This window comes from Saccharopolyspora ipomoeae (assembly GCF_029952525.1).
Lineage (GTDB): Bacteria > Actinomycetota > Actinomycetes > Mycobacteriales > Pseudonocardiaceae > Saccharopolyspora > Saccharopolyspora ipomoeae.
In genome coordinates this window covers 91767-111618 of record NZ_JASAOF010000004.1, presented here as the reverse complement: position 1 = coordinate 111618, position 19852 = coordinate 91767, and the positions used below count along the sequence as shown (strand labels likewise).

Here is a 19852-nt window from a genome sequence, read left to right as displayed (position 1 = left end):
GAGCTTCGCGTGAGGAAGATCGGTACTCCGAATGGAGCTCTTGATGCATCGAACGGGTGATATCAGCGCAGATCCACCCGGACGAACGTCACCGAAAGGCGCGTCCGACGTGCGGAGAGGTCAGAACTCGCCCTTGCGGAAGCGGCTCTGCGTGGTCCCCAGCGCCTTGAGCGACCCCGCGCCGCCGCCGAGCGCCAGCAGCGTCGCGAAGACGTCCGCGCCCACGCCACCGCTGCTGATCACCAGCGCCAGCAACGTGACGCCGAGGCCGACGCCCGCGACCGGGTAGCGCTTCTTGGCGAACTCGACGGCCGGCTGACCGCCGGGACGCTTCTTCGCAGCCGAGGTCAGCATCGCCAGATAACCCGCGTGCCCCGCCGCCGCGATCACCGCGGCGATCGTCACCAGGAGCGCGACCAGACCGATAACCATGCCCATGCCGACAGTCTGCTCCTTGACGAGGCATGTCCGATATGGGGGATCGCCCTGATTCCGGGATCGGTTCGAAAAGGTTGTGAATCAAGTCTGGTTTGAGATCGTCGTCACGCCTAGGTTCTGTCGCTATGAGCGAGCGAACCGGTCTCGATCTGAACGGCAAGCGGGTCCTGGTCACCGGGGCTGCCAGCGGTATCGGAGCCGCTGTGAGCAGGAGATTCGCCGCGGCGGGAGCCGAGGTGATCGCGGTCGACCGGAACGCCGATGCGGTCGCGGCGCTCGCCGACGAGCTGGGGGCGCGGGCCCGCGTCGTCGACCTCGCCGACCCGGACGACGCCGACGGCCTGGGCGAGGGTGCCGACGTCGTGGTCAACAACGCCGGGCTGCAGCACGTCGCGCCGCTGCACGAGTTCCCGACCGAGGTCTTCGGCACGATCCTGCGCGTCATGGTCGAGTCGCCGTTCCGCATCGTCCGCTCCGCCCTGCCGGGCATGTACCGCAGCGGGTGGGGGCGGGTCATCAACATCTCGTCGGTGCACGGGCTGCGGGCCTCGGCGTTCAAGAGCGCCTACGTCACCGCCAAGCACGCCATCGAGGGCCTGTCCAAGACGATCGCGCTGGAGGGCGCCTCCTACGGCGTCACCTCCAACTGCCTGAACCCGGGGTTCGTGCGCACCCCGCTGGTGGAGCGGCAGGTCGCCGAGCAAGCCCGGCTGCACCGGGTTCCCGAGGAGCAGGTCACCGAGGACGTGCTGCTGGCCCGAACCCCGGTGAAGCGGCTGGTCGAGCCGGACGAGGTCGCCGAGTTCGCCGCCTGGCTGTGCGGTCCCGGGACCACGTCGATCACCGGAGCGTCGCTGTCCATGGACGGGGGCTGGACGGCGAACTGACCCAGGTTTTCCCGAGGTGACCACGGCCCGTCAAGGAGGACGCCAGCCATGACAACCGAGCCCGCTCCCGCCAGATCCTCGACCACCCGGGTCGTGCTGGCGAGCCTCGTCGGCACCACCGTGGAGTGGTACGACTTCTTCCTCTACGGATCAGCCGCCGCGCTGGTGTTCAACAAGCTGTTCTTCCCGGCGGGCGACCCGCTGATGGGCACCCTGCTGGCGTTCATCACCTACGCCGTCGGCTTCGTCGCGCGGCCGCTGGGCGGGCTGGTGTTCGGCCACTTCGGCGACCGCATCGGCCGCAAGAAGCTGCTGGTGCTGAGCCTGGTCATGATGGGCGGCGCGACGTTCGCGATCGGCCTGCTGCCCACCTACCAATCGGTGGGCGTGCTGGCTCCGCTGCTGCTCACGGCCCTGCGGCTGATCCAGGGCTTCGCCATCGGCGGCGAGTGGGGCGGGGCGGTGCTCATCGTCTCCGAGCACGGGTCCGGCGACCGCCGCGGCTTCTGGGCGTCCTGGCCGCAGGCCGGGGTGCCGCTGGGCAACGTCTTCGGGACCGCGGTGCTGGCCGTGCTGGCGGCGGTGCAGTCCGACGAGGCGTTCATGGCCTGGGGCTGGCGGATCGCGTTCCTGCTCTCCGGCGTGCTGGTGCTGATCGGGCTGTGGGTGCGGTTGGCGGTGGCCGAGTCGCCGGTGTTCCTGGAGGCCCAGCGCAAGGCGCAGGAGGCCGGTGCCGAGCAGAAGCCGCCGATCCTGGAGGTGCTCAAGCGGTACCGGAGCGAGGTGCTGACCGCGATGGGCGCCCGGTTCGCCGAGAACGTCGTCTACTACGTGCTGACCTCGTTCGTGCTCACCTACGTGTCCACGTTCCTGGACCTGCCGCGCGGCGTGGCGCTCAACGCGGCGCTGATCGCCTCGGTGCTGCACTTCATCAGCATCCCGATCTGGGGCGCGCTGTCGGACCGGTTCGGGCGGCGGCCGATCTACCTGCTGGGCACGGTCGGCACGGGCGTGTGGGCGTTCTTCTTCTTCACGATGCTCGACACCAAGTCGTTCTGGGTGATCACCTTCGCGACCACCGTGGGCCTGGTGTTCCACGGCGCGATGTACGGGCCGCAGGCGGCGTTCTTCGCGGAGCTGTTCGGCACCCGGGTCCGCTACTCGGGGGCGTCGATCGGCTACCAGCTGGCGTCGATCGTGGCCGGGTCGCTGGCGCCGATCATCGCGACGGCGCTGCTGGCCGCGTTCGGCTCGTCGGTGCCGATCTCGATCTACGTGGCGCTGTGCTCGGTGGTGACGCTGTTCGCGGTGCTGCGCGCCCCGGAGACCCGGGAGCGCGACCTGGCCGCCGACCACGCGGTGTGACGACGCCGAAGGGCGCCTTCGACCAGGTCGGAGGCGCCCTTCGGGGTGTCAGGAGTGGCCCAGCCGACCCCGGCCGAGGCGGAGCAGGATCATGGCGATCTCGCGTCCCTCCGGCCCGAGCTCGCGGTAGCGGGCGAGCACGTCCATCTCGCGGTTGTAGACGATGCGCGGGCCGCCCGCGGCCATGCGGGCCTGCCCGACCTGCTGCGAGACCTCGGCGCGCCGCTTGATCAGGCGCAGGATCTCGGCGTCGAGGTAGTCGATCTCCTCGCGGAAGTTGGTGATGGCCTCCGCGGCGGCCTTCTCAGCCGAGGGCTTCTCGGACTGCGGTTGGTCACCGTCCACAGTGGCGTTCATCGGACGTATTCCTCCGGCTCCGGCCCCGTTCCCGTCCCGGAACGCGAAACGCCCCGAGTCCGAGGACTCCGGGGCGTCGTAGTGGTTTTCGTGCTCACGCAGCTACGGGCGCCGGAGTCCCGGGCCCGTAGAAAAACTCGTACTGCTGCGTCCGCACGACACCAGTCTGCCACAACCCGGACGACCGATCCACCACTCGGTCGTGGCGTCCCACGAGGTGGAATCCCTCACCCGGTCGAGGGGGCCTGGGCTTGATCGTGTTGCGAGCTCGGCAGATTCGGGGGCCGTCAGGGTGGTTCGGTAACGTTGTCAGGCGATGAGCACCCCTCTCGATCTCGAATTCCAGGGCGACGAGCCCGCGCAGCCCGCCCGCCGCTCCGGGCCGGACCCGGACGCGCTGCTGGCCGGGCTGAACCCGCAGCAGCGCGAGGCCGTGACGCACACCGGCTCGCCGCTGCTGGTCGTGGCCGGTGCCGGGTCGGGCAAGACGCGGGTGCTCACCAACCGCATCGCCCACCTGCTTGCCAGCGGCGCGCACCCCGGCCAGATCATGGCCATCACCTTCACCAACAAGGCCGCGGCCGAGATGAAGGAGCGGGTCGCCGACCTGGTCGGGCGCCGGGCCAACGTCATGTGGGTCTCGACGTTCCACTCGATGTGCGTGCGGGTGCTGCGCCGCGAGGCCAAGACGCTGGGCATGTCGTCGAACTTCTCGATCTACGACTCCGACGACTCCAAGCGTCTGATCACCCTGATCGCCCGCGAGCAGGACCTCGACTCCAAGCGCTACCCGGCGAAGACGCTGTCGATCCACATCTCGAACCTGAAGAACGAGCTGCTCACGCCCGAGGACGCCGCGCAGCAGGCGGGCAACGACGTGGAGCGCAAGGTCGCCCAGGTCTACGCCGCCTACCAGCGCAGGCTCGCCGAGTCCAACGCGATGGACTTCGACGACCTGATCATGCGCACGGTCGAGCTGCTGCAGCAGCACCCGGCGGTCGCCGAGTACTACCGCCGCCGCTTCCGCCACGTGCTCGTCGACGAGTACCAGGACACCAACCACGCGCAGTACGTGCTGGTCAGGGAACTGGTCGGGACGGAGCCGACGGAGAGCGGGGTGGAGCCGGCGGAGCTGTGCGTGGTCGGCGACGCCGACCAGTCGATCTACGCGTTCCGCGGCGCCACGATCCGCAACATCGAGGAGTTCGAGCGGGACTACCCGCAGGCCCGCAGCATCCTGCTGGAGCAGAACTACCGCTCCACGCAGACGATCCTGTCCGCGGCGAACGCGGTGATCAAGCGCAACCCGAACCGCCGCGACAAGCGGCTGTGGAGCGATGCGGGCGACGGCGAGCCGATCGTGGGCTACGTCGCCGACAACGAGCACGACGAGGCCGCCTTCGTCGCCGGTGAGATCGACCGGCTCGTCGACCAGGGCGAGGCCACGTTCAACGACATCGCGGTCTTCTACCGCACCAACAACCAGTCGCGCGTGTTCGAGGAGGTGTTCATCCGCCTCGGCCTGCCCTACCGGGTCGTCGGCGGGGTGCGCTTCTACGAGCGGCGCGAGGTCCGCGACGCCCTCGCCTACCTGCGGGTTCTCGACAACCCGGACGACACGGTGAGCGTGCGCCGGATCCTCAACGTGCCCAAGCGCGGCATCGGCGACCGGGCGGAGGCCGTGGTCGCGGTGCACGCCGAGCAGGAGCGGATCTCGTTCACCAGCGCCCTGCGCAGGGCCGCCGCCGGTAAGGTGCCGCTGCTCAACACGCGCGCCCGCAACGCGATCTCGGGCTTCGTGGAGCTGCTCGACGAGCTGAACCGGGTCGCCGCCGAGAACGACGTCGCCGAGACCCTCGACACCGTCCTGGAGCGCACCGGCTACCGGGGTGAGCTGGAGGCCAGCGACGACCCGCAGGACGCGACGCGGCTGGAGAACCTGACCGAGCTGATCACCGTCGCCCGCGAGTTCACCGAGGCCCGCGCGGGCGCGCCGCTGCCGGTGGACGCCGAGGCCTCGCCCTCGGCGGAGGCCGTGGTGTCCGGTGTCGGGCCCGACGAGGACGACGAGAACCCGATCGCCGACGACTCGCTGGCGGCGTTCCTGGAGCGCGTCTCGCTGGTCGCCGACGCCGACTCGCTGCCGGAGACCGGCGACGGCCTGGTCACGCTCATGACCCTGCACACCGCCAAGGGTCTGGAGTTCCCGGTGGTGTTCTCCGGCGGCTGGGAGGACGGCGTCTTCCCGCACACCCGCGCCCTGGGCGACCCGGCCGAGCTCGCCGAGGAGCGGCGGCTGGCCTACGTCGGCATCACCCGGGCCCGCCAGCGGCTGTACCTGTCGCGCGCCATGATGCGCTCGGCGTGGGGGCAGCCGATGACGAACCCGGCGTCGCGGTTCCTCACCGAGATCCCCGAGGAGCTGATGCACTGGCGCCGCATCGAGCCCGAGCGCGCCGCGCCGCAGGTCCGCAGCACGTGGGGCAGCCGCGGCGGCGGGGGCTTCGACCGCACCGGTGGGGACTCGGCTCAGGCGGGCCTGTCCGAGCGCGGCATGCGCAGCACCGGCATGAAGGGCTGGAAGGACACGGTCGCCCTCAAGCTCGAAGCCGGCGACAAGGTCACCCACGACAAGTACGGCCTCGGCACGGTCGTGGCCACCGACGGCGAGGGCCCCCGAGCCACGGCCACCATCGACTTCGGCACGGCCGGCACGGTCAAGCTCATGCTCATCGGCAGCGTCCCCCTCACCAAGCTCTGACCCCTGGTCCCTGGTCCCTGGTCCCGGGTGCCTGGTCCCGGATGGGCGCGCACGTCGCCTGGCGACAGTTTTAGCCATAATTGCGCATGATCAATGTCCGAAATGTCGGGACAATTATGGCTAAAACTGTCCACCGCCGGGGACCGTCGGGGCGGGGGAGCTCTCGGGTCAGGTCACCGCGCCGGGGCGGTTCGGGGTCGGGTCGTAGGCGCCCGTCGTGGTCGTGCGGTGGAGCCGGGTGCACGCCGCGAGGACGTCTTCGTGGGTGGTGTAGAGGGCGTTGACCCCGAAGCGGAGGACGTCCGGGGCGCGCATGTCGGCTATGACGCCCTCGGCGGCCAGGGCTTGGACGAGGCCGTAGGCGTGGGGGTGGCGGAGGGAGACCTGGCTGGCCCGGACGTCCGGGTTCGACGGGGTGATCGGGTCGAAACCCTCCGGCACCAGCAGGTCTTCCGCGCAGCGGAGGAAGAGGTCGGTGAGGGACAGGCTCTTCGCGCGGACCTGGGTGAGGTCGACGCCGTCGAAGGCGGTCAGGGCTGCTTCGAGGGCGAGCAGCGAGAGGATCGGCGGGGTGCCGATCCGGGCGCGGGCGATGCCCGCAGCGGGGGCGTAGTCGGCGTGCAGGCCGAAGGGTTCGGCGTGGCCGGTCCAGCCGTGGAGCGGGGTGCGCCAGGAATCGTGGTGGCGTGCTGCGGCGTAGAGGAACGCGGGGGCGCCGGGGCCGCCGGAGAGGAACTTGTAGCCGCAGCCGACCGCGAAGTCCACCTCCCACTCGTCGAGGTGCACCGGCATCGCCCCGGCCGCGTGGCACAGGTCCCACAGCACCAGCGCGCCGACCTCGTGCGCGGCGGAGGTCAGCGCGATCACGTCGTGCAGCTCGCCGGTGCGGAAGTCGACCGGCGAGTAGCTGATCACCGCGACCCGATCGCCGTGCGAGGCCAGGAACTCCGGCAGGTCCGCGGGCGCGACCCGGCGGACCTCGCGGCCGTGCAGCCGGGCCACCGAGTCCGCCAGGTACCGGTCGGTGGGGAAGTGCTCCGGGTCGGTGACCAGCAGCGACCGGTCGGGGCGCAGCTCGCACGCCGCGCTGAGCGCGGTGTACAGCTGCACGCTGGTGGAATCCCCGGCCACCACCTGACCCGGCGCGGCGCCGATCAGCGAACCGACGGCGTCGCCGACGCGCAGCGGCGACTCCCACCAGTCGTTGTCGTTCCACGAGCGGATCAGGTCGGTGCCCCACTGGCGGTGCACCACGTCCTCCAGCACCGGCGGCACCGCGGCCGGCAGCGGGCCCAGCGAGTTCCCGTCGAGGTAGATCACGCCCTCGGGCAGCAGGAAGCGGTCCCGGACGTGCGCCAGCGGGTCGGTGGCGTCGAGGTGGTCGGCGAGCTCGGCGAGTTCGGTCATCAGGAGCACTCTCCCGCATCGTCGTCGCGTTCCCGGGACAACCGCCGCAACACGTCGGCCACCGCGGCCGCGGCCGGGTTGTCGGGTTCGATCAGCGCGTAGTGGCCGGTGTCCGGCAGCCTGGCACCCCTCCGCCGCGTGAGCCGTCAGAAGCGGTAGTGGAGGATTCGGCCGAGGCGGTTCAGCGTCGGGATCTTCGACATGGCGCGGAAGACGAGCCGGGCCGGAAGCGGGTAGCCGGCCAGCTCCGGGGCGTCCAGGAACGAGATCTCCGAGACCAGCCGCAGGCCCAGGGGTTCCAGCCCGCGCGGGTCGTCGATGCCCCAGTGCAGGCGTGAGCCGGAGCGGGTCACCGCCGGGTTGGCCACGTTGTTGAGGTGGATGCTCACCGTGTTGAACGCGTCGAACAACAGCTGCCCGCTCGGGAAGCGGTCGACGATCCGGCGCACCAGCGATTCCCCGTCCTGCCTGGTCAGGTACATCGTCAGGCCCTCGGCGACGACGAGCACCGGCCGGTCCGCGGGGATCTCGTCCAGCAGGCCGGGATCGGTGACGGAGCGTCCCAGCGCGCGGCGGTTCGGCGACGACGCGAACAGCTGCTCGCGCAGCTCGATCACCGCGGGCTGGTCGACGTCGTACCACTGGACGTCGGCGGGCGGGTTCACCCGCTCGAAGCGGCTGTCCAGCCCGCATCCCAGGTGCAGCACCGCCATCCCCGGCCGCAGCGCGGCGCGCACCTGCTCGTCGAGGGCCTTGGCGCGGATCGCCACCGAGATCGCGTTGTTCGCGCGCAGTCCCAGCCGGGTGAAGTCGTAGTCGAGGCGCCGCACCGCCGCGTCCGCCCAGCGGTCGGCCAGCACCGGTTCCGGCGAGCGGTTGTCCAGGGCGCGCAGGTGCAGGGTCGCGAGCATGGTGGCCGCCGGGCCGGTCAGATCGACCGGGATGCGCTTCTCGCGCTCGAAGTCGAAGCGCAGCACCCGCATCGCGTCGCGCAGCGGCGGCACGGCGTTCATCGCACCGGCGATGCGCCGGTCGCGCGGCTCGACCTTCGCGACCCCGGGCAGCGCGGTGACCGGCACCGACCCGCGCAGGTGCAGCCCCGGCACCTTGATCTCCAGGTCGTGCGGATCGCCAACGCCCCAGTGGAAGCGGGCGCCGGTGCTGCGCAGGAACCCGGAGTGCTTGGCGGCGCGCACGGTCCACGGCGCCACCACGTCGAAGAGCATCGCGCCGCTGCCGAACCGCTCGACGAGCCGCCGCAGCAGCGCGATCCCGTCCTGCTCGGACAAGTACGGCGTGAGGCCCTCGGCGATGACCAGCGTCGGCCGGCCCGGGGGGACCTCGTCCAGCCAGCCGGTCTCGGTCACCGACGCGGCGAGGGTGCGGTGGTTGTCGCGCAGCTGCGGGTAGAGCCGGTCGCGGAGCTCGACGACGTCCGGCATGTCCACGTCGAACCACCGCGCCTCGTCGGGGATTTCGAGTCGGAACGGCCGGGAGTCCAGGCCGCACGCCAGGTGCAGCACGACCGCGTCCGGGTGCGCGGCGAGGAAGTCGCGGGCTCGGTCGTCGATCTCCTTTGCGCGCAGGACCACGGCCATCCGGTCGGCGGAGTCCATCCGCAACCGGCGGAAGTCGAAGTCGATGCGCGCGGCCAGTTCGTGGGCCGCGTGGTCCCCCAGCACCGGATCGGCGCGGAGGCTGTCGAGCGCGCGTGCGTGCAGAGGACCGAGGAGCGTCTGCTGCGCCCCGGTCAAGCGGATCTGTTCGGCCACGGTGCAACGCTACTGCCCGCCTGGGCGGCGGGAGCGTCAACATCGCGTGAAGAAGCGGCTCGGCGACCGCGCTGGTCGCCGAACCGCTCGAAGCCCGATCAGGTGGGGGAGATGCCCCGCTCGCGCATCCACGGCAGCGGGTTGATCTTCTTGCCGGACGAGTTCCACACCTCGAAGTGCAGGTGGGTGCCGGTGGAGAAGCCGCGGTTGCCCATGGTCGCGATCTGGTCGCCCGCCTTGACCCTGTCGCCCTCGTCCGCCGTGATCGTGTTGACGTGGCCGTAGACGGTGATCGTGCCGTCGTCGTGCTGAACCCGGACCCACAGGCCGAAACCGCTGGCCGGACCGGCTTCGATGACGACGCCGTCGGCGACCGACATGATCGGCGTGCCCTTGGAGTTGGCGATGTCGATGCCGTAGTGCGTGGTGCCCCAGCGGCCGCCGAAGCCGGAGGTGAAGTTGCCCAGCGCGGGCACGTGGAACTTCGGCTGCTTGGCGGCTTCCTCGGCCGCGCGGCGAGCCGCGTCGCGGGCCTCGGTGATGCGCTCGCTCTTGGTCAGCTTCTCCATCTCGGAGCTGACGTCGGAGGTCTTGGCGACCGGGAGCATCGCCGGCGCGGGAGCGCTGCCGCCCATCCCGTTGTAAGCGGGGGAGGACGAATTGCCCTCGGACATCGCGGTGTTGAACGACCCCGCGGCGTCGGAGGCGTTGAAATCATCGCTGTCGGGGGAGGCGTTTCCCTCGCCCGCTGCCAGCGACTGGCCTGCCGCTGCGAACGCACCCGCCGCTACTGCGGCGACGACGACGCGACCGCGCCAAGCCGATGCTGTCGATGCACCCCGGCTCCGATCCCGGGTGGAGGGGTCGTCGGGGGACGCCTCCGGGTGACCGGGAAAGGGTCGTGCGCCGCCGGGGGAGCGGTGGTGAGCCAATGCCTGCCCTTCCGTCTCGGGGAGCCTGATCGCGCGGGCCCGGAACGGGGAATTTCCGGGTGCCGGTCGGGGAACCGGCCGAAGGTTGTCCTTCGTGATCAGACCGTGACAACGGACCGGGGGACAGTAGCGAAGCCGATCCCCTAGGGGCAACTCCCGATCTGTGACGCGTCGGCGACCGCTCGTGTTCGAAAGGTCCGCTGCGAAGCGGATTGTCAGCCCCGTCCGGATACTGCGCGTGGTCGTCGCTCAGCGGAGCCACCTGCGGGTTCGTGATCAGGACGGGGTGTGCCGATCGGCCCAGCGGGGCTCGATCTCGGAACCGATTCGGACACGCGCGGGAACCGCGTTGTGCGGCACGTCACACCCCAAGAGCGTCTTGTCGGCGATCCGAAGATGCTCCGTTCGGGTGCTCCCCGGGCGTGTCGGGACGCACCGACCCCGAGGGAGGGCTCCGGGTGGTGTCCCGAAACGGTCACCCGGTTGCTAGCGTCTGGCCGGTGACTGCGCGGCCCGACCTCCCGTCCGGTTCGTCTGCCTCGGCCCCGGCCCTGGCCACGGACCCGCAGCCAACGCTCGGCACGCCGGCTCGCCTGCGCGCCGCGATCGGGCTCTCCCTGATCGGCGCCGCGCTCACCGGCCTCGGACCGCTGCTCGGGCTGACCAGCCCGGCCGTCCCCGCCGCCTACCCCGCCTGGCCGCTGCTGCTGGTGCTCGCGCTGCTCGCCCCGGTGGCGGCCGCGGTGTTCGCCCGGCGCGGGCGCCCGGTCGTGGCCGCCGCGCTGCTGGTCGGCCCGGCCGCCTTCGCGCCGGGCAGGCTCGGGCAGGACGTCCAGTTCGCCGCCGACGCGGGCATGGCCGCGCGCCCGGAGCTGCTGCGCGCCACCTCATTGCTGAACTTCGAACCGGGCGTCGGCTGGTGGCTGCTGGCCGCCGGGCACGTGCTCGCGCTGGTCGCGGGCGTGCTCGCCACCTGGGGCACCCGCGAGTCGGGCGACGGTTCGCACCGCCAGGGCCTGCTCGCGATGGCGCTGTGCGCGGGAGTGCTGGGCGCGGTCGCGGTGCTCATGGCCCCGTTCTCCTCCGACGACCCCTACCTGCCCGCCGAGACCGCCCTGGACGGGCCGCTGCCGGTGCTCATCGGCAGCGCGCTGCTGGCCGTCGCGGTGCCCTGCGCCGCCGGCCTGCTCGCCGGGTCCACCGACGCGGAGTTCGCCCGCGGCGGCCTGCTCGGCGTGGCGTTCTCGCTGATCGCGGTGGCCGTGCCGCCGCTGGTGTCGGTGCTGGTGCTCGACGAGCTCAGCTTCGCCTGGGGCCCGCTGCTGGGGCTGCTGGCCGCCGCGGCGCTGCTGGTGCTGGCGGTGCGGGCCGGGCGCGGCGAACCGGCCGAGGACGTCGACGACCTGCGCCTTCCCGCGCTGACCAGGCTGCTCACCCTCGCCGGGGTGTTCGCGCTGCTGGCCGGAGCCGTCGCGGTGCTCGCGGCGCTGACGCCGCACGTCGCCATGCCGTACGGGCTGCGCGACCCCTCGGAGTACCCGGCCCGGATGCTGGTTCCGGCCGGGATCCTGCTGGTCGTGGTGGGTGCCGGGATGCTGCTGCCGAAGCTCGCGCTGCCGCTGCGGCCGGTGCTGACCGTGCTGTGGGCGGTCGTGCCGCTGGCCGCGGCCGGATCGCTGGACGCGGTGTTCACCGCCGTGCAGGCGGCCGGAGCCGGAGCGGGCCTGGGAGCCTGGGCGGCCGGGCTGTCGGTGCTGCTGGCGGCCGTGTCCGCGGTGCTCGCTGCGCTGGCCGGGGCGGTCGAGCGCGACGACGTCGACCTCACCGAGATGGCGATGCGCCGACTCGTGCTGATCCCGTCGCTGGTCGCGCTGGTGCTCGGCGCCGGGGCGTTCAGCCTGCCGGTGCTCACCGCGCCCGACTACAGCGCGCCCGGCGTGTTCACCGACTTCGGCACCACCTCGTGGGGCCTGGTGCTGGCGCTGGCCGCCGTCGTCGGCGCGACCGCGCTGGCGCCGATGTGCCGTCCGGGCCCGGCCGCGGCGCTGCTTTTCGGCGCGGCGCTGCTGGTCGCGGTGCGCGCGCTGGAGTTCCCGCTGACCGCCGGTCGCCTGACCGGCGCCGCCCCGGGGCTGGGCCTGTGGTGCGCGATCGGGTGCGCGGTGGTGCTGCTCGGCACCGCTCTGGCGGCCCGCACGACCGCCGAACCGAGCAACTGAGTTCACTCGCCCGGACGTCTTGTGACCGCTCGCGCGGTGCCCGAGACTGGCTGCACGCCGTCACGGCGTCTGTTCCGTTCGTCACGCGAACGCAGATATCGCTCCTGCCGAAACAGGCGAATCCCCGTGTTGGACGGGTCGACCCAGGCAGACGCCCTACCTCAGGTGAGGCAGTTCACCAGGTGCGCCGCCCCATGCGTCATCGCAGGTCGATATCGTCACCGAGTCCGACACCGACGTCGCAGGAGAGTCGAGTGGACCTGTACGAGTACCAGGCGAAGGAGCTCTTCGCCTCCCACGGCGTGCCGACGCTGCCCGGCGCCGTGGCGACAGACCCGCAAGGGGCCAAGGCAGTCGCCGAAGAACTCGGCGGGCCCGTAGTCATCAAGGCCCAGGTCATGACCGGTGGCCGGGGCAAGGCCGGCGGCGTGAAGCTGGCCGAGAACCCGGACGAGGCCCAGGCCAAGGCCGAGGCCATCATCGGTCTCGACATCAAGGGCCACATCACCAACAAGGTGCTGGTCACGACCGCCTCCGACATCGCGGAGGAGTACTACTTCTCCTTCTTGCTCGACCGCGCGAATCGCAACTTCCTCGCGATGGCCTCGGTCGAGGGCGGTATGGAGATCGAAGAGGTCGCGGCCACCAACCCGGAGGCCCTGGCCAAGATCGCGATCGACCCGATCGAGGGCGTCGACCAGGACAAGGCGAAGGAGATCGTTTCCGCCGCCAAGTTCCCGGCCGAGGTCGCCGACCAGGTCGCCGACGTGATCGTGAAGCTGTGGGAGACCTTCGTCGCCGAAGACGCCACCCTGGTGGAGGTCAACCCGCTGGTGAAGGACCCCGAGGGCAAGATCATCGCCCTCGACGGCAAGGTCACCCTCGACGAGAACGCCGCGTTCCGCCAGGCCAAGCAGGCCGAGCTGGTGGACAAGGACGCGGAGAACCCGCTCGAGGCCAAGGCCAAGGAGAAGGGCCTCAACTACGTCAAGCTGGACGGCGAGGTCGGCATCATCGGTAACGGTGCCGGTCTGGTCATGTCCACCCTGGACGTCGTGGCCTACGCCGGTGAGAACCACGGCAACGTGAAGCCGGCGAACTTCCTCGACATCGGCGGCGGCGCCTCCGCCGAGGTCATGGCCGCGGGCCTGGACGTCATCCTGGGCGACCAGGACGTCAAGTCCGTGTTCGTCAACGTCTTCGGTGGCATCACCGCCTGCGACGCCGTGGCCAACGGCATCGTGCAGGCGCTGAAGATCCTCGGCGACGAGGCCACCAAGCCGCTGATCGTGCGTCTCGACGGCAACAACGTCGTCGAGGGGCGTCAGATCCTGGCCGAGGCCAACCACCCGCTGGTCACGGTCGTGGACACGATGGACGGTGCGGCCGACAAGGCCGCCGAGCTGGCTGCGGGGGCGTGAGGCGATCATGGCTATCTTCCTCAACGAGAACAGCAAGGTGATCGTTCAGGGCATCACCGGCTCTGAGGGCACCAAGCACACCGCCCGCATGCTGCGCTCCGGCACCAACATCGTCGGCGGTGTCAACGCCCGCAAGGCCGGGCAGACCGTCGAGATCGAGGGCAAGGAGCTCACGGTCTACGGCAGCGTTCAGGAGGCGATGAAGGAGACCGGCGCCGACGTGTCGGTCGTCTTCGTGCCGCCGAAGTTCGCCAAGGACGCCGTGATCGAGGCGATCGACGCCGAGATCGGCCTGGCCGTCGTCATCACCGAGGGCATCCCGGTGCACGACTCGGCCTACTTCTGGGCGCACGCCAACGCCACGGGCAACAAGACCCGGATCATCGGGCCGAACTGCCCCGGCATCATCTCGCCCGGCAAGTCCAACGCCGGCATCATCCCGGCCGACATCACCGGCCCGGGCAAGATCGGTCTGGTGTCCAAGTCGGGCACGCTGACCTACCAGATGATGTACGAGCTGCGGGACATCGGTTTCTCCAGCGCCGTCGGCATCGGTGGTGACCCGATCATCGGCACCACCCACATCGACGCGCTGCAGGCCTTCGAAGAAGACCCGGAGACCGAGGCCATCGTGATGATCGGTGAGATCGGTGGCGACGCCGAGGAGCGCGCGGCCGACTACATCAAGGCCAACATCACCAAGCCGGTGGTCGGCTACGTCGCGGGCTTCACCGCGCCGGAGGGCAAGACCATGGGTCACGCGGGCGCCATCGTCTCCGGTTCGTCGGGCACCGCCTCGGCGAAGAAGGAGGCCCTGGAGGCCGCGGGCGTCAAGGTCGGCAAGACGCCGAGCGAGACCGCCAAGCTGATGCGCGAGATCGTCAAGGGCTGACACCCTCCGACCTCGCTCGTTTCGGGGCCGGGTTCCCCTCGGGAACCCGGCCCCGAACGCTCTTCCGGCCCAAGCAGGCGGGCCGCCCTGGCCGTCGCCGGGGTTCGGTACCGTCGATCAGCACGCCCGATCGAGTGCTTTCGAGGAGTCCGATCCCATGTCCGCCCCGTATCCGCAACAGCCGAGCACCGGCGGCGACCGCCGATCGTTCGAGCTGAGAGAAATCCTCGCGATGGGGGCCGCCGGTGCCGGCGTTGTCGGCTACCTGCTCGGGTTCTTCGACGACGGCGTCGGCGCGCTGATGGGCAGCATGGCCGGTGTCGGCCTGATCTCCACCGCCGCGCTGGCGGGCATGCGGTTCCTGCCGAAGACGCCGGACGCGCTGTTCGTCGCCGTCCCGCTGTCGGCCTACGCGGCGCTGGCGCTGCTGCAGGACGTCGTCCGCAACACCGCGTCGGGCCTGGTCCCGGTGCTGATGGTGCTGGCGTTCGCGCAGCTGGCCGCCGTGCTGGGCGTGCTGCTCGTCGAGGGCGGTGTGATCAAGCCCGGCAGCAGGTCCGGCGACGGTTCCTCGCGCCCGGGGACCGGTCCGCAGCCGTACGGCCAGCCCCCGTTCCCGCAGGGTCGGCCGCAGCGCGGACCGGGCGGACCCGGAGGACCGCGACCCGGCCCCGGTGGCCCGGGCTGGAGCCCGCAGGGTCAACCCGGAGCTCAGTTCGGCGGTCCACCCCCGTGGAACCCGAACACCGGCGGCCAACCCGCTCAGCAGCAGTCGCAGTCACCGGCGGATTCCCAGCAACCGGGCGGTTGGAACCCGTCCTCGGGCGGCGTCCCCACCCCCGGCCCGGACTCGAGCGGCCCCCACCAGAACCGCCCCAACGCCCAGCCCGGCCCCAACGCCCAGCCCGGCCAGCAGAACGTCCAGCCCCCACAGCAGCCCCAAAGCAGCCCGAACACCCAGCCGCCCCCGAGCACCCAGCACGCTCAGCAACCGAAATCCGACCAGGACGGCGGCGGCCCGCAGGGAACCCGGCAGATGCCCCACCCGGGCACCAACCCACCCGCCTTCTGACCCCCCGCTTTCTGACCCACTCGCCTTCTGAGCGGCTCGCCTTCTGAGCCGTCCGTCTTCTAACTGCCCCGCGATCTCGCCGAGCGTCGAGCGGACGTTGCCAACGGTCGTTGGCAGGGGACAGTTTTAGCCATAATCACCCATGATCAAGATCCCTTTTGTCCGGGTAATTATGGCTAAAACTGTCCCGCTCCCAGCCCACATCCCCCGATGGGCGGATGCGCTGGCGTGTTCGAGGCCGTTCGGAGCAGCGGTGGTGCGACATTCGGTCGCGTGTCTGCGCTGGATCCGATCCCCCATGCCGTGGCCGCCGGCCCTTCCGACCGGAAACCGGGTCTCCGCCGGTGGCTGTTCATCGCCGTGGTCGGCGCGGTGCCGCTGATCGGCTTCCTCGCCGTCGCGGCGCTGCTCGCCCTGGTCGTCGGCATCGCCAGCGGCACGAGCTTCGACCCGCTGCTGGTCCTGATGGCCGCGCTGCCCGGCTGGCTGATGCTCTACCAGTCGCCGCTGGTGATCTCCGGCGCGCCGCTGAGCGTGCTGCCGATGCTGCCCACGATCGGCGTCGTGCTGCTGGTCGCGGCGGCCTCGGCGTTCGTCGCCCGCCGCTGCCGGCTGCGCCGCCCGGACCAGGCGTGGCCGGTGATCGCGACGATGGCGCTGGTGCACGCGTGCGTCGGCGCGCTGTTCGCCATGCTGCTCGGCGGCCCGTTCAGCGCGGTCCCGGTCGAGGCGTTCCTGAGCTGCGGCCTGACCGCCGCGATCGCCGCGACCGCCGGGGTGGCCAACCGCTGCGGCCTGTTCTACCTGCTGTGGGAGCGCACCGACGCCTACGTGTGGACCGGGCTGCGGATCGGTCTGCTGACGATCGCCACCGTGGTCGCGGCAGGCGCGTTCGTGCTGCTGGCCGGGGTCGTGCTCGCCGCACCGGAGATGGCCGCGTCGATGGAGCGGATGGGCGGCGCGGGCGACGCCGTCGGGGCCACCGTCCTCTCGCTGCTGTACCTGCCCAACGCGATCCTGGCGGGCTGGTCGTTCGCCGCGGGCAGCGGTTTCGCGATCGGGGCCCAGACCGTCCAGCCGCTGAACCACGCGCCGGGACCGCTGCCGGACCTGCCGCTGCTGGCGGTGCTGCCGCACGACGGACCGGCGGTGTGGTGGTCGGTGGTGCTGCTGCTCCCGCTGCTGGTCGGGATGTTCCTGGGCCTGGTCGCGCGACGCGTTCCCGGCCCGCTGGTGCGCCGTCTCGTCGTCGTGCTGGTGGCGGCCGGGGTGGCGACGCTGGCGGTGCTGATCCTGGCGGTGGTCGCCGGCGGTCGGCTCGGCAACGGCCCGATCGGCGACGTCTCGTTCCACCCGGTGGGCCTCGCGCTGGCGACGCTGTGCTGGCTGGCGATCCCCGCGCTGGCGATGACCTGGCTGGGCGGCGCGGAGGAGCCCGACGACCCGGCGCTGGCCGCCTTCGCCACCGACGCGTTCGACGACGAGGACATCGATCCAGAGCCGGATCCGGAGTCGCCGGAGGAGGACTTCGACTACACCGACCTCGACGACCTGGTCTCCGAAATCCCGGTCGCCCGCGCGGAAAGCGACGCCGAACCCGAGGTCGAGGCGGACGAGTTCGACGCCGAGCCGGACGAGGAGGAGTCCGCGCCGCGCGACCGGGGGTGAGCGCTGCGCCACTCGCCCGGCCCCTGCCGGAGCCGACCCCGCAACCAGGTCTTACGCTGCGGGGGAGATCGTGCCGAGGCATGTCAGGAGCGAACGCTGAACCCGAGTACGCCCGACCAGCCGAGCACCGCCGCGCACCCGAACCGGATCACGACCGCCACCCCGGCGCGGGTGGTCGTGCTCGTCTCCGGTTCCGGCACCCTGCTGCAGGCCCTGCTCGACGCCACCAGCGAACCCGACTACCCGGTCCAGGTGGTCGCGGTGGGTGCCGACCGCGGCGGCATCGAGGGACTGGCCCGCGCCGAGCGCGCCGGCATCCCCACGTTCGTCCGCAAGGTCGGTGACCACGCCTCCCGCGAGGAGTGGGACCGCGCGCTGACCGAGGCCTGCGCCGAGCACGAGCCGGACCTGGTCGTCTCCGCCGGGTTCATGAAGCTCGTCGGCGCCGACTTCCTGGCCCGCTTCGACGGCCGATACCTCAACAGCCACCCGGCGCTGCTTCCCTCGTTCCCCGGCATGCACGGGGTGCGGGATGCGCTGGAGTATGGAGTCCGCGTCACCGGCTGCACCCTGTTCGTGGTGGACGCCGGCGTGGACACGGGGCCGATCCTGGCCCAGGAAGCCGTCGAGGTGCTGCCCGAGGACGACGAGGCGAGCCTCCACGAGCGGATCAAGGCCGTCGAGCGGCGGTTGCTGGTCGGCACTCTGCAGAAGCTGGCGTTGCACGGGTGGACCGTGCAGGGACGGAAGGTGAATATCCCGTGACCGCGAACTCCCAGGAGCGGCGCCCGGTTCGCCGCGCGCTGATCGGCGTGTCGGACAAGTCGGGCCTGCTGGAGCTGGCCACCGGGCTGCACGCGGCCGGGGTGGAGATCGTCTCCACCGGCGGCACGGCGCGCGCGATCGCCGACGCCGGCGTGCCGGTCACGCCCGTCGAGGAGCTCACCGGCTTCCCGGAGGCGCTGGACGGCCGGGTCAAGACGCTGCACCCGCGGGTGCACGCGGGCCTGCTCGCCGACCTGCGTCGCGACACCCACGCCCGGCAGCTGGAGGAGCTGGAGATCGCTCCGTTCGACCTGCTGGTGGTCAACCTGTACCCGTTCGTGCGGACGGTGGCCTCGGGCGCCGCGCAGGACGAGGTGATCGAGCAGATCGACATCGGCGGTCCGGCGATGGTGCGCGCGTCGGCGAAGAACCACGCCAACGTGGCCGTCGTGGTCGACCCGAGCCGCTACGAGTGGGTTCTCGAGGAGGTTCGCGCGGGCGGTTTCTCGATGGCCGACCGGACCGAGCTGGCGGCCGAGGCGTTCCGGCACACCGCGTCCTACGACGTGGCCGTGGCGTCCTGGATGAGCAAGGTCCCGACCGGTGACGACGCCGCGTTCCCGGGCTGGATCGGCGAGACCTGGCAGCGCCGCTCCGCGCTGCGCTACGGGGAGAACCCGCACCAGCCGGCCGCGCTGTACGTCTCGGGCGGGGAGGCCACCGGCCTGGCCGCGGCCGCGCAGCTGCACGGCAAGGAGATGTCCTACAACAACTACGTCGACGCCGACGCCGCGTGGCGTTCCGCGCACGACCACGACGAGCCGTGCGTGGCGATCATCAAGCACGCCAACCCGTGCGGCATCGCGGTCGCCGACGACATCGCCGCCGCGCACCGCAAGGCGCACGAGTGCGACCCGGTGAGCGCGTTCGGCGGCGTGATCGCCACCAACCGCGAGGTGACGGTGGCGATGGCCGAGCAGGTCGCGGAGATCTTCACCGAGGTCGTGGTGGCCCCCGGCTACGCCGAGGGCGCGGTGGACGTGCTGAACAAGAAGAAGAACATCCGCATCCTGACCGCCCAGCCGCCGCAGAGCGGCCGGGTCGAGATGCGCGCGATCTCCGGCGGCATGCTGGTGCAGGGCTCGGACGCCATCGACGCCGACGGCGACGACCCGGCGAACTGGACGCTGGCGACCGGTTCCCCGGTGGACGCGGCGACGCTGGCGGACCTGAAGTTCGCCTGGCGCGCCTGCCGCGCGGTGAAGTCGAACGCGATCCTGCTGGCCGACGCGGGCGCGACGGTCGGCGTGGGCATGGGCCAGGTGAACCGGGTCGACTCGGCCCGCCTGGCGGTCGCCCGCGCGGGTGACCGCGCCAAGGGCTCGGTCGCGGCCTCGGACGCGTTCTTCCCGTTCCCGGACGGCCTGCAGGTCCTGCTCGACGCCGGTGTCCGCGCCGTCGTCCAGCCGGGCGGTTCGGTCCGCGACGGCGAGGTCATCGCGGCGGCGGAGGCGGCCGGAGTCCCGGTCTACCTCACGGGCACCCGCCACTTCGCCCACTGACGACGCTCATCCACGACGAGCCCCGAGGCCCTCGGCCTCGGGGCTCGTTCTTTTGCGCTCTGGGGCGGGCGGAGTGCGAAACGCACTCGTGGGAGGGCGGGAGCAGAGCCCCGGATCACTCTTTCGAACGAATGTTCCCTTGGTCCTTGACTTGGCTCTCCGAGCAGGGTTAACTGGACTTGTTCGAACGAAAGTTCGAGATTGGGGACGGCCGGTGTCGGGGTCGGCCGCTCCGATGGGGTTCGGCGCTGTGGTCCGGGTGCAGGCGCAGCGCTGACTCCACCGCTGCCTTCCCCGCAGCGGCTGTGTTCGTGGGTGCCCGCGCCGGGGTCGG

General features: G+C 71.4%; 15 protein-coding genes. 10 read left to right on the top strand and 5 right to left on the bottom strand.

Annotation, left to right across the window (positions count from 1 at the left end; genetic code table 11):
- Positions 1 to 120: 120 nt before the first annotated feature.
- Positions 121 to 438 carry a hypothetical protein gene (locus QFW96_RS09915; protein ID WP_281455287.1) on the bottom strand — a complete coding sequence of 106 codons (318 nt, stop codon included), beginning with the start codon at positions 436 to 438 and terminating at the stop codon, positions 121 to 123.
- 125 nt (positions 439 to 563) lie between these two features.
- Here QFW96_RS09915 and QFW96_RS09910 point away from each other — a divergent pair, with 125 nt between their 5' ends.
- Both QFW96_RS09910 and QFW96_RS09905 read left to right on the top strand, forming a co-directional pair.
- Complete coding sequence (locus QFW96_RS09910; RefSeq protein ID WP_281455286.1) at positions 564 to 1325, top strand: 3-hydroxybutyrate dehydrogenase; 762 nt, start codon at positions 564 to 566, stop codon at positions 1323 to 1325.
- Between the two features lie 48 nt (positions 1326 to 1373).
- On the top strand, positions 1374 to 2690 hold the full coding sequence (locus QFW96_RS09905) for an MFS transporter (RefSeq protein WP_281455285.1): 1317 nt from the start codon (positions 1374 to 1376) through the stop codon (positions 2688 to 2690).
- Between the two features lie 48 nt (positions 2691 to 2738).
- Here QFW96_RS09905 and QFW96_RS09900 read toward each other — a convergent pair whose 3' ends face one another.
- Positions 2739 to 3047, bottom strand: a complete 309-nt coding sequence (locus QFW96_RS09900; RefSeq protein ID WP_093414032.1) for a chorismate mutase — start codon at positions 3045 to 3047, stop codon at positions 2739 to 2741.
- A 316-nt stretch (positions 3048 to 3363) separates the two neighbouring features.
- Between QFW96_RS09900 and QFW96_RS09895 the strand changes: the two genes are divergently transcribed.
- Positions 3364 to 5808, top strand: a complete 2445-nt coding sequence (locus tag QFW96_RS09895; RefSeq protein WP_281455284.1) for a UvrD-helicase domain-containing protein — start codon at positions 3364 to 3366, stop codon at positions 5806 to 5808.
- A 168-nt stretch (positions 5809 to 5976) separates the two neighbouring features.
- Here QFW96_RS09895 and kynU read toward each other — a convergent pair whose 3' ends face one another.
- The 3 genes from kynU to QFW96_RS09880 all read right to left on the bottom strand — a co-directional run bounded on the left by kynU (position 5977) and on the right by QFW96_RS09880 (position 9742).
- Positions 5977 to 7215: a kynureninase gene (gene kynU, locus QFW96_RS09890; RefSeq protein WP_281455283.1), complete on the bottom strand. Its 1239-nt coding sequence runs from the start codon at positions 7213 to 7215 to the stop codon at positions 5977 to 5979.
- A gap of 146 nt (positions 7216 to 7361) precedes the next feature.
- Positions 7362 to 8987 carry a class I SAM-dependent methyltransferase gene (locus QFW96_RS09885; protein WP_281455282.1) on the bottom strand — a complete coding sequence of 542 codons (1626 nt, stop codon included), beginning with the start codon at positions 8985 to 8987 and terminating at the stop codon, positions 7362 to 7364.
- Between the two features lie 98 nt (positions 8988 to 9085).
- The gene (locus tag QFW96_RS09880) at positions 9086 to 9742 is read right to left on the bottom strand and encodes a M23 family metallopeptidase (protein ID WP_281455469.1); all 657 of its coding nucleotides are present in this window, start codon (positions 9740 to 9742) and stop codon (positions 9086 to 9088) included.
- A 677-nt stretch (positions 9743 to 10419) separates the two neighbouring features.
- Here QFW96_RS09880 and QFW96_RS09875 point away from each other — a divergent pair.
- The 7 genes from QFW96_RS09875 to purH all read left to right on the top strand — a co-directional run bounded on the left by QFW96_RS09875 (position 10420) and on the right by purH (position 19518).
- Positions 10420 to 12138, top strand: a complete 1719-nt coding sequence (locus tag QFW96_RS09875; protein ID WP_281455281.1) for a hypothetical protein — start codon at positions 10420 to 10422, stop codon at positions 12136 to 12138.
- A gap of 254 nt (positions 12139 to 12392) precedes the next feature.
- The gene (sucC, locus tag QFW96_RS09870; protein WP_281455280.1) at positions 12393 to 13559 is read left to right on the top strand and encodes an ADP-forming succinate--CoA ligase subunit beta; all 1167 of its coding nucleotides are present in this window, start codon (positions 12393 to 12395) and stop codon (positions 13557 to 13559) included.
- A gap of 7 nt (positions 13560 to 13566) precedes the next feature.
- Positions 13567 to 14451 (top strand): succinate--CoA ligase subunit alpha, encoded by an 885-nt coding sequence (sucD, locus tag QFW96_RS09865; protein WP_281455279.1) that lies wholly within the window; start codon positions 13567 to 13569, stop codon positions 14449 to 14451.
- Between the two features lie 157 nt (positions 14452 to 14608).
- Positions 14609 to 15523, top strand: a complete 915-nt coding sequence (locus tag QFW96_RS09860) for a DUF5336 domain-containing protein (protein ID WP_281455278.1) — start codon at positions 14609 to 14611, stop codon at positions 15521 to 15523.
- Positions 15524 to 15796: 273 nt separating this feature from the next.
- Complete coding sequence (locus QFW96_RS09855; RefSeq protein WP_281455277.1) at positions 15797 to 17191, top strand: cell division protein PerM; 1395 nt, start codon at positions 15797 to 15799, stop codon at positions 17189 to 17191.
- Positions 17192 to 17338: 147 nt separating this feature from the next.
- On the top strand, positions 17339 to 17956 hold the full coding sequence (gene purN, locus QFW96_RS09850; protein WP_281455468.1) for a phosphoribosylglycinamide formyltransferase: 618 nt from the start codon (positions 17339 to 17341) through the stop codon (positions 17954 to 17956).
- Entirely contained in the window at positions 17953 to 19518 is a 1566-nt protein-coding gene (gene purH / locus QFW96_RS09845) for a bifunctional phosphoribosylaminoimidazolecarboxamide formyltransferase/IMP cyclohydrolase (RefSeq protein ID WP_281455276.1), read from the top strand. The genes purN and purH overlap by 4 nt, the downstream gene beginning before the upstream one ends.
- The last annotated feature ends 334 nt before the right edge of the window (positions 19519 to 19852 follow it).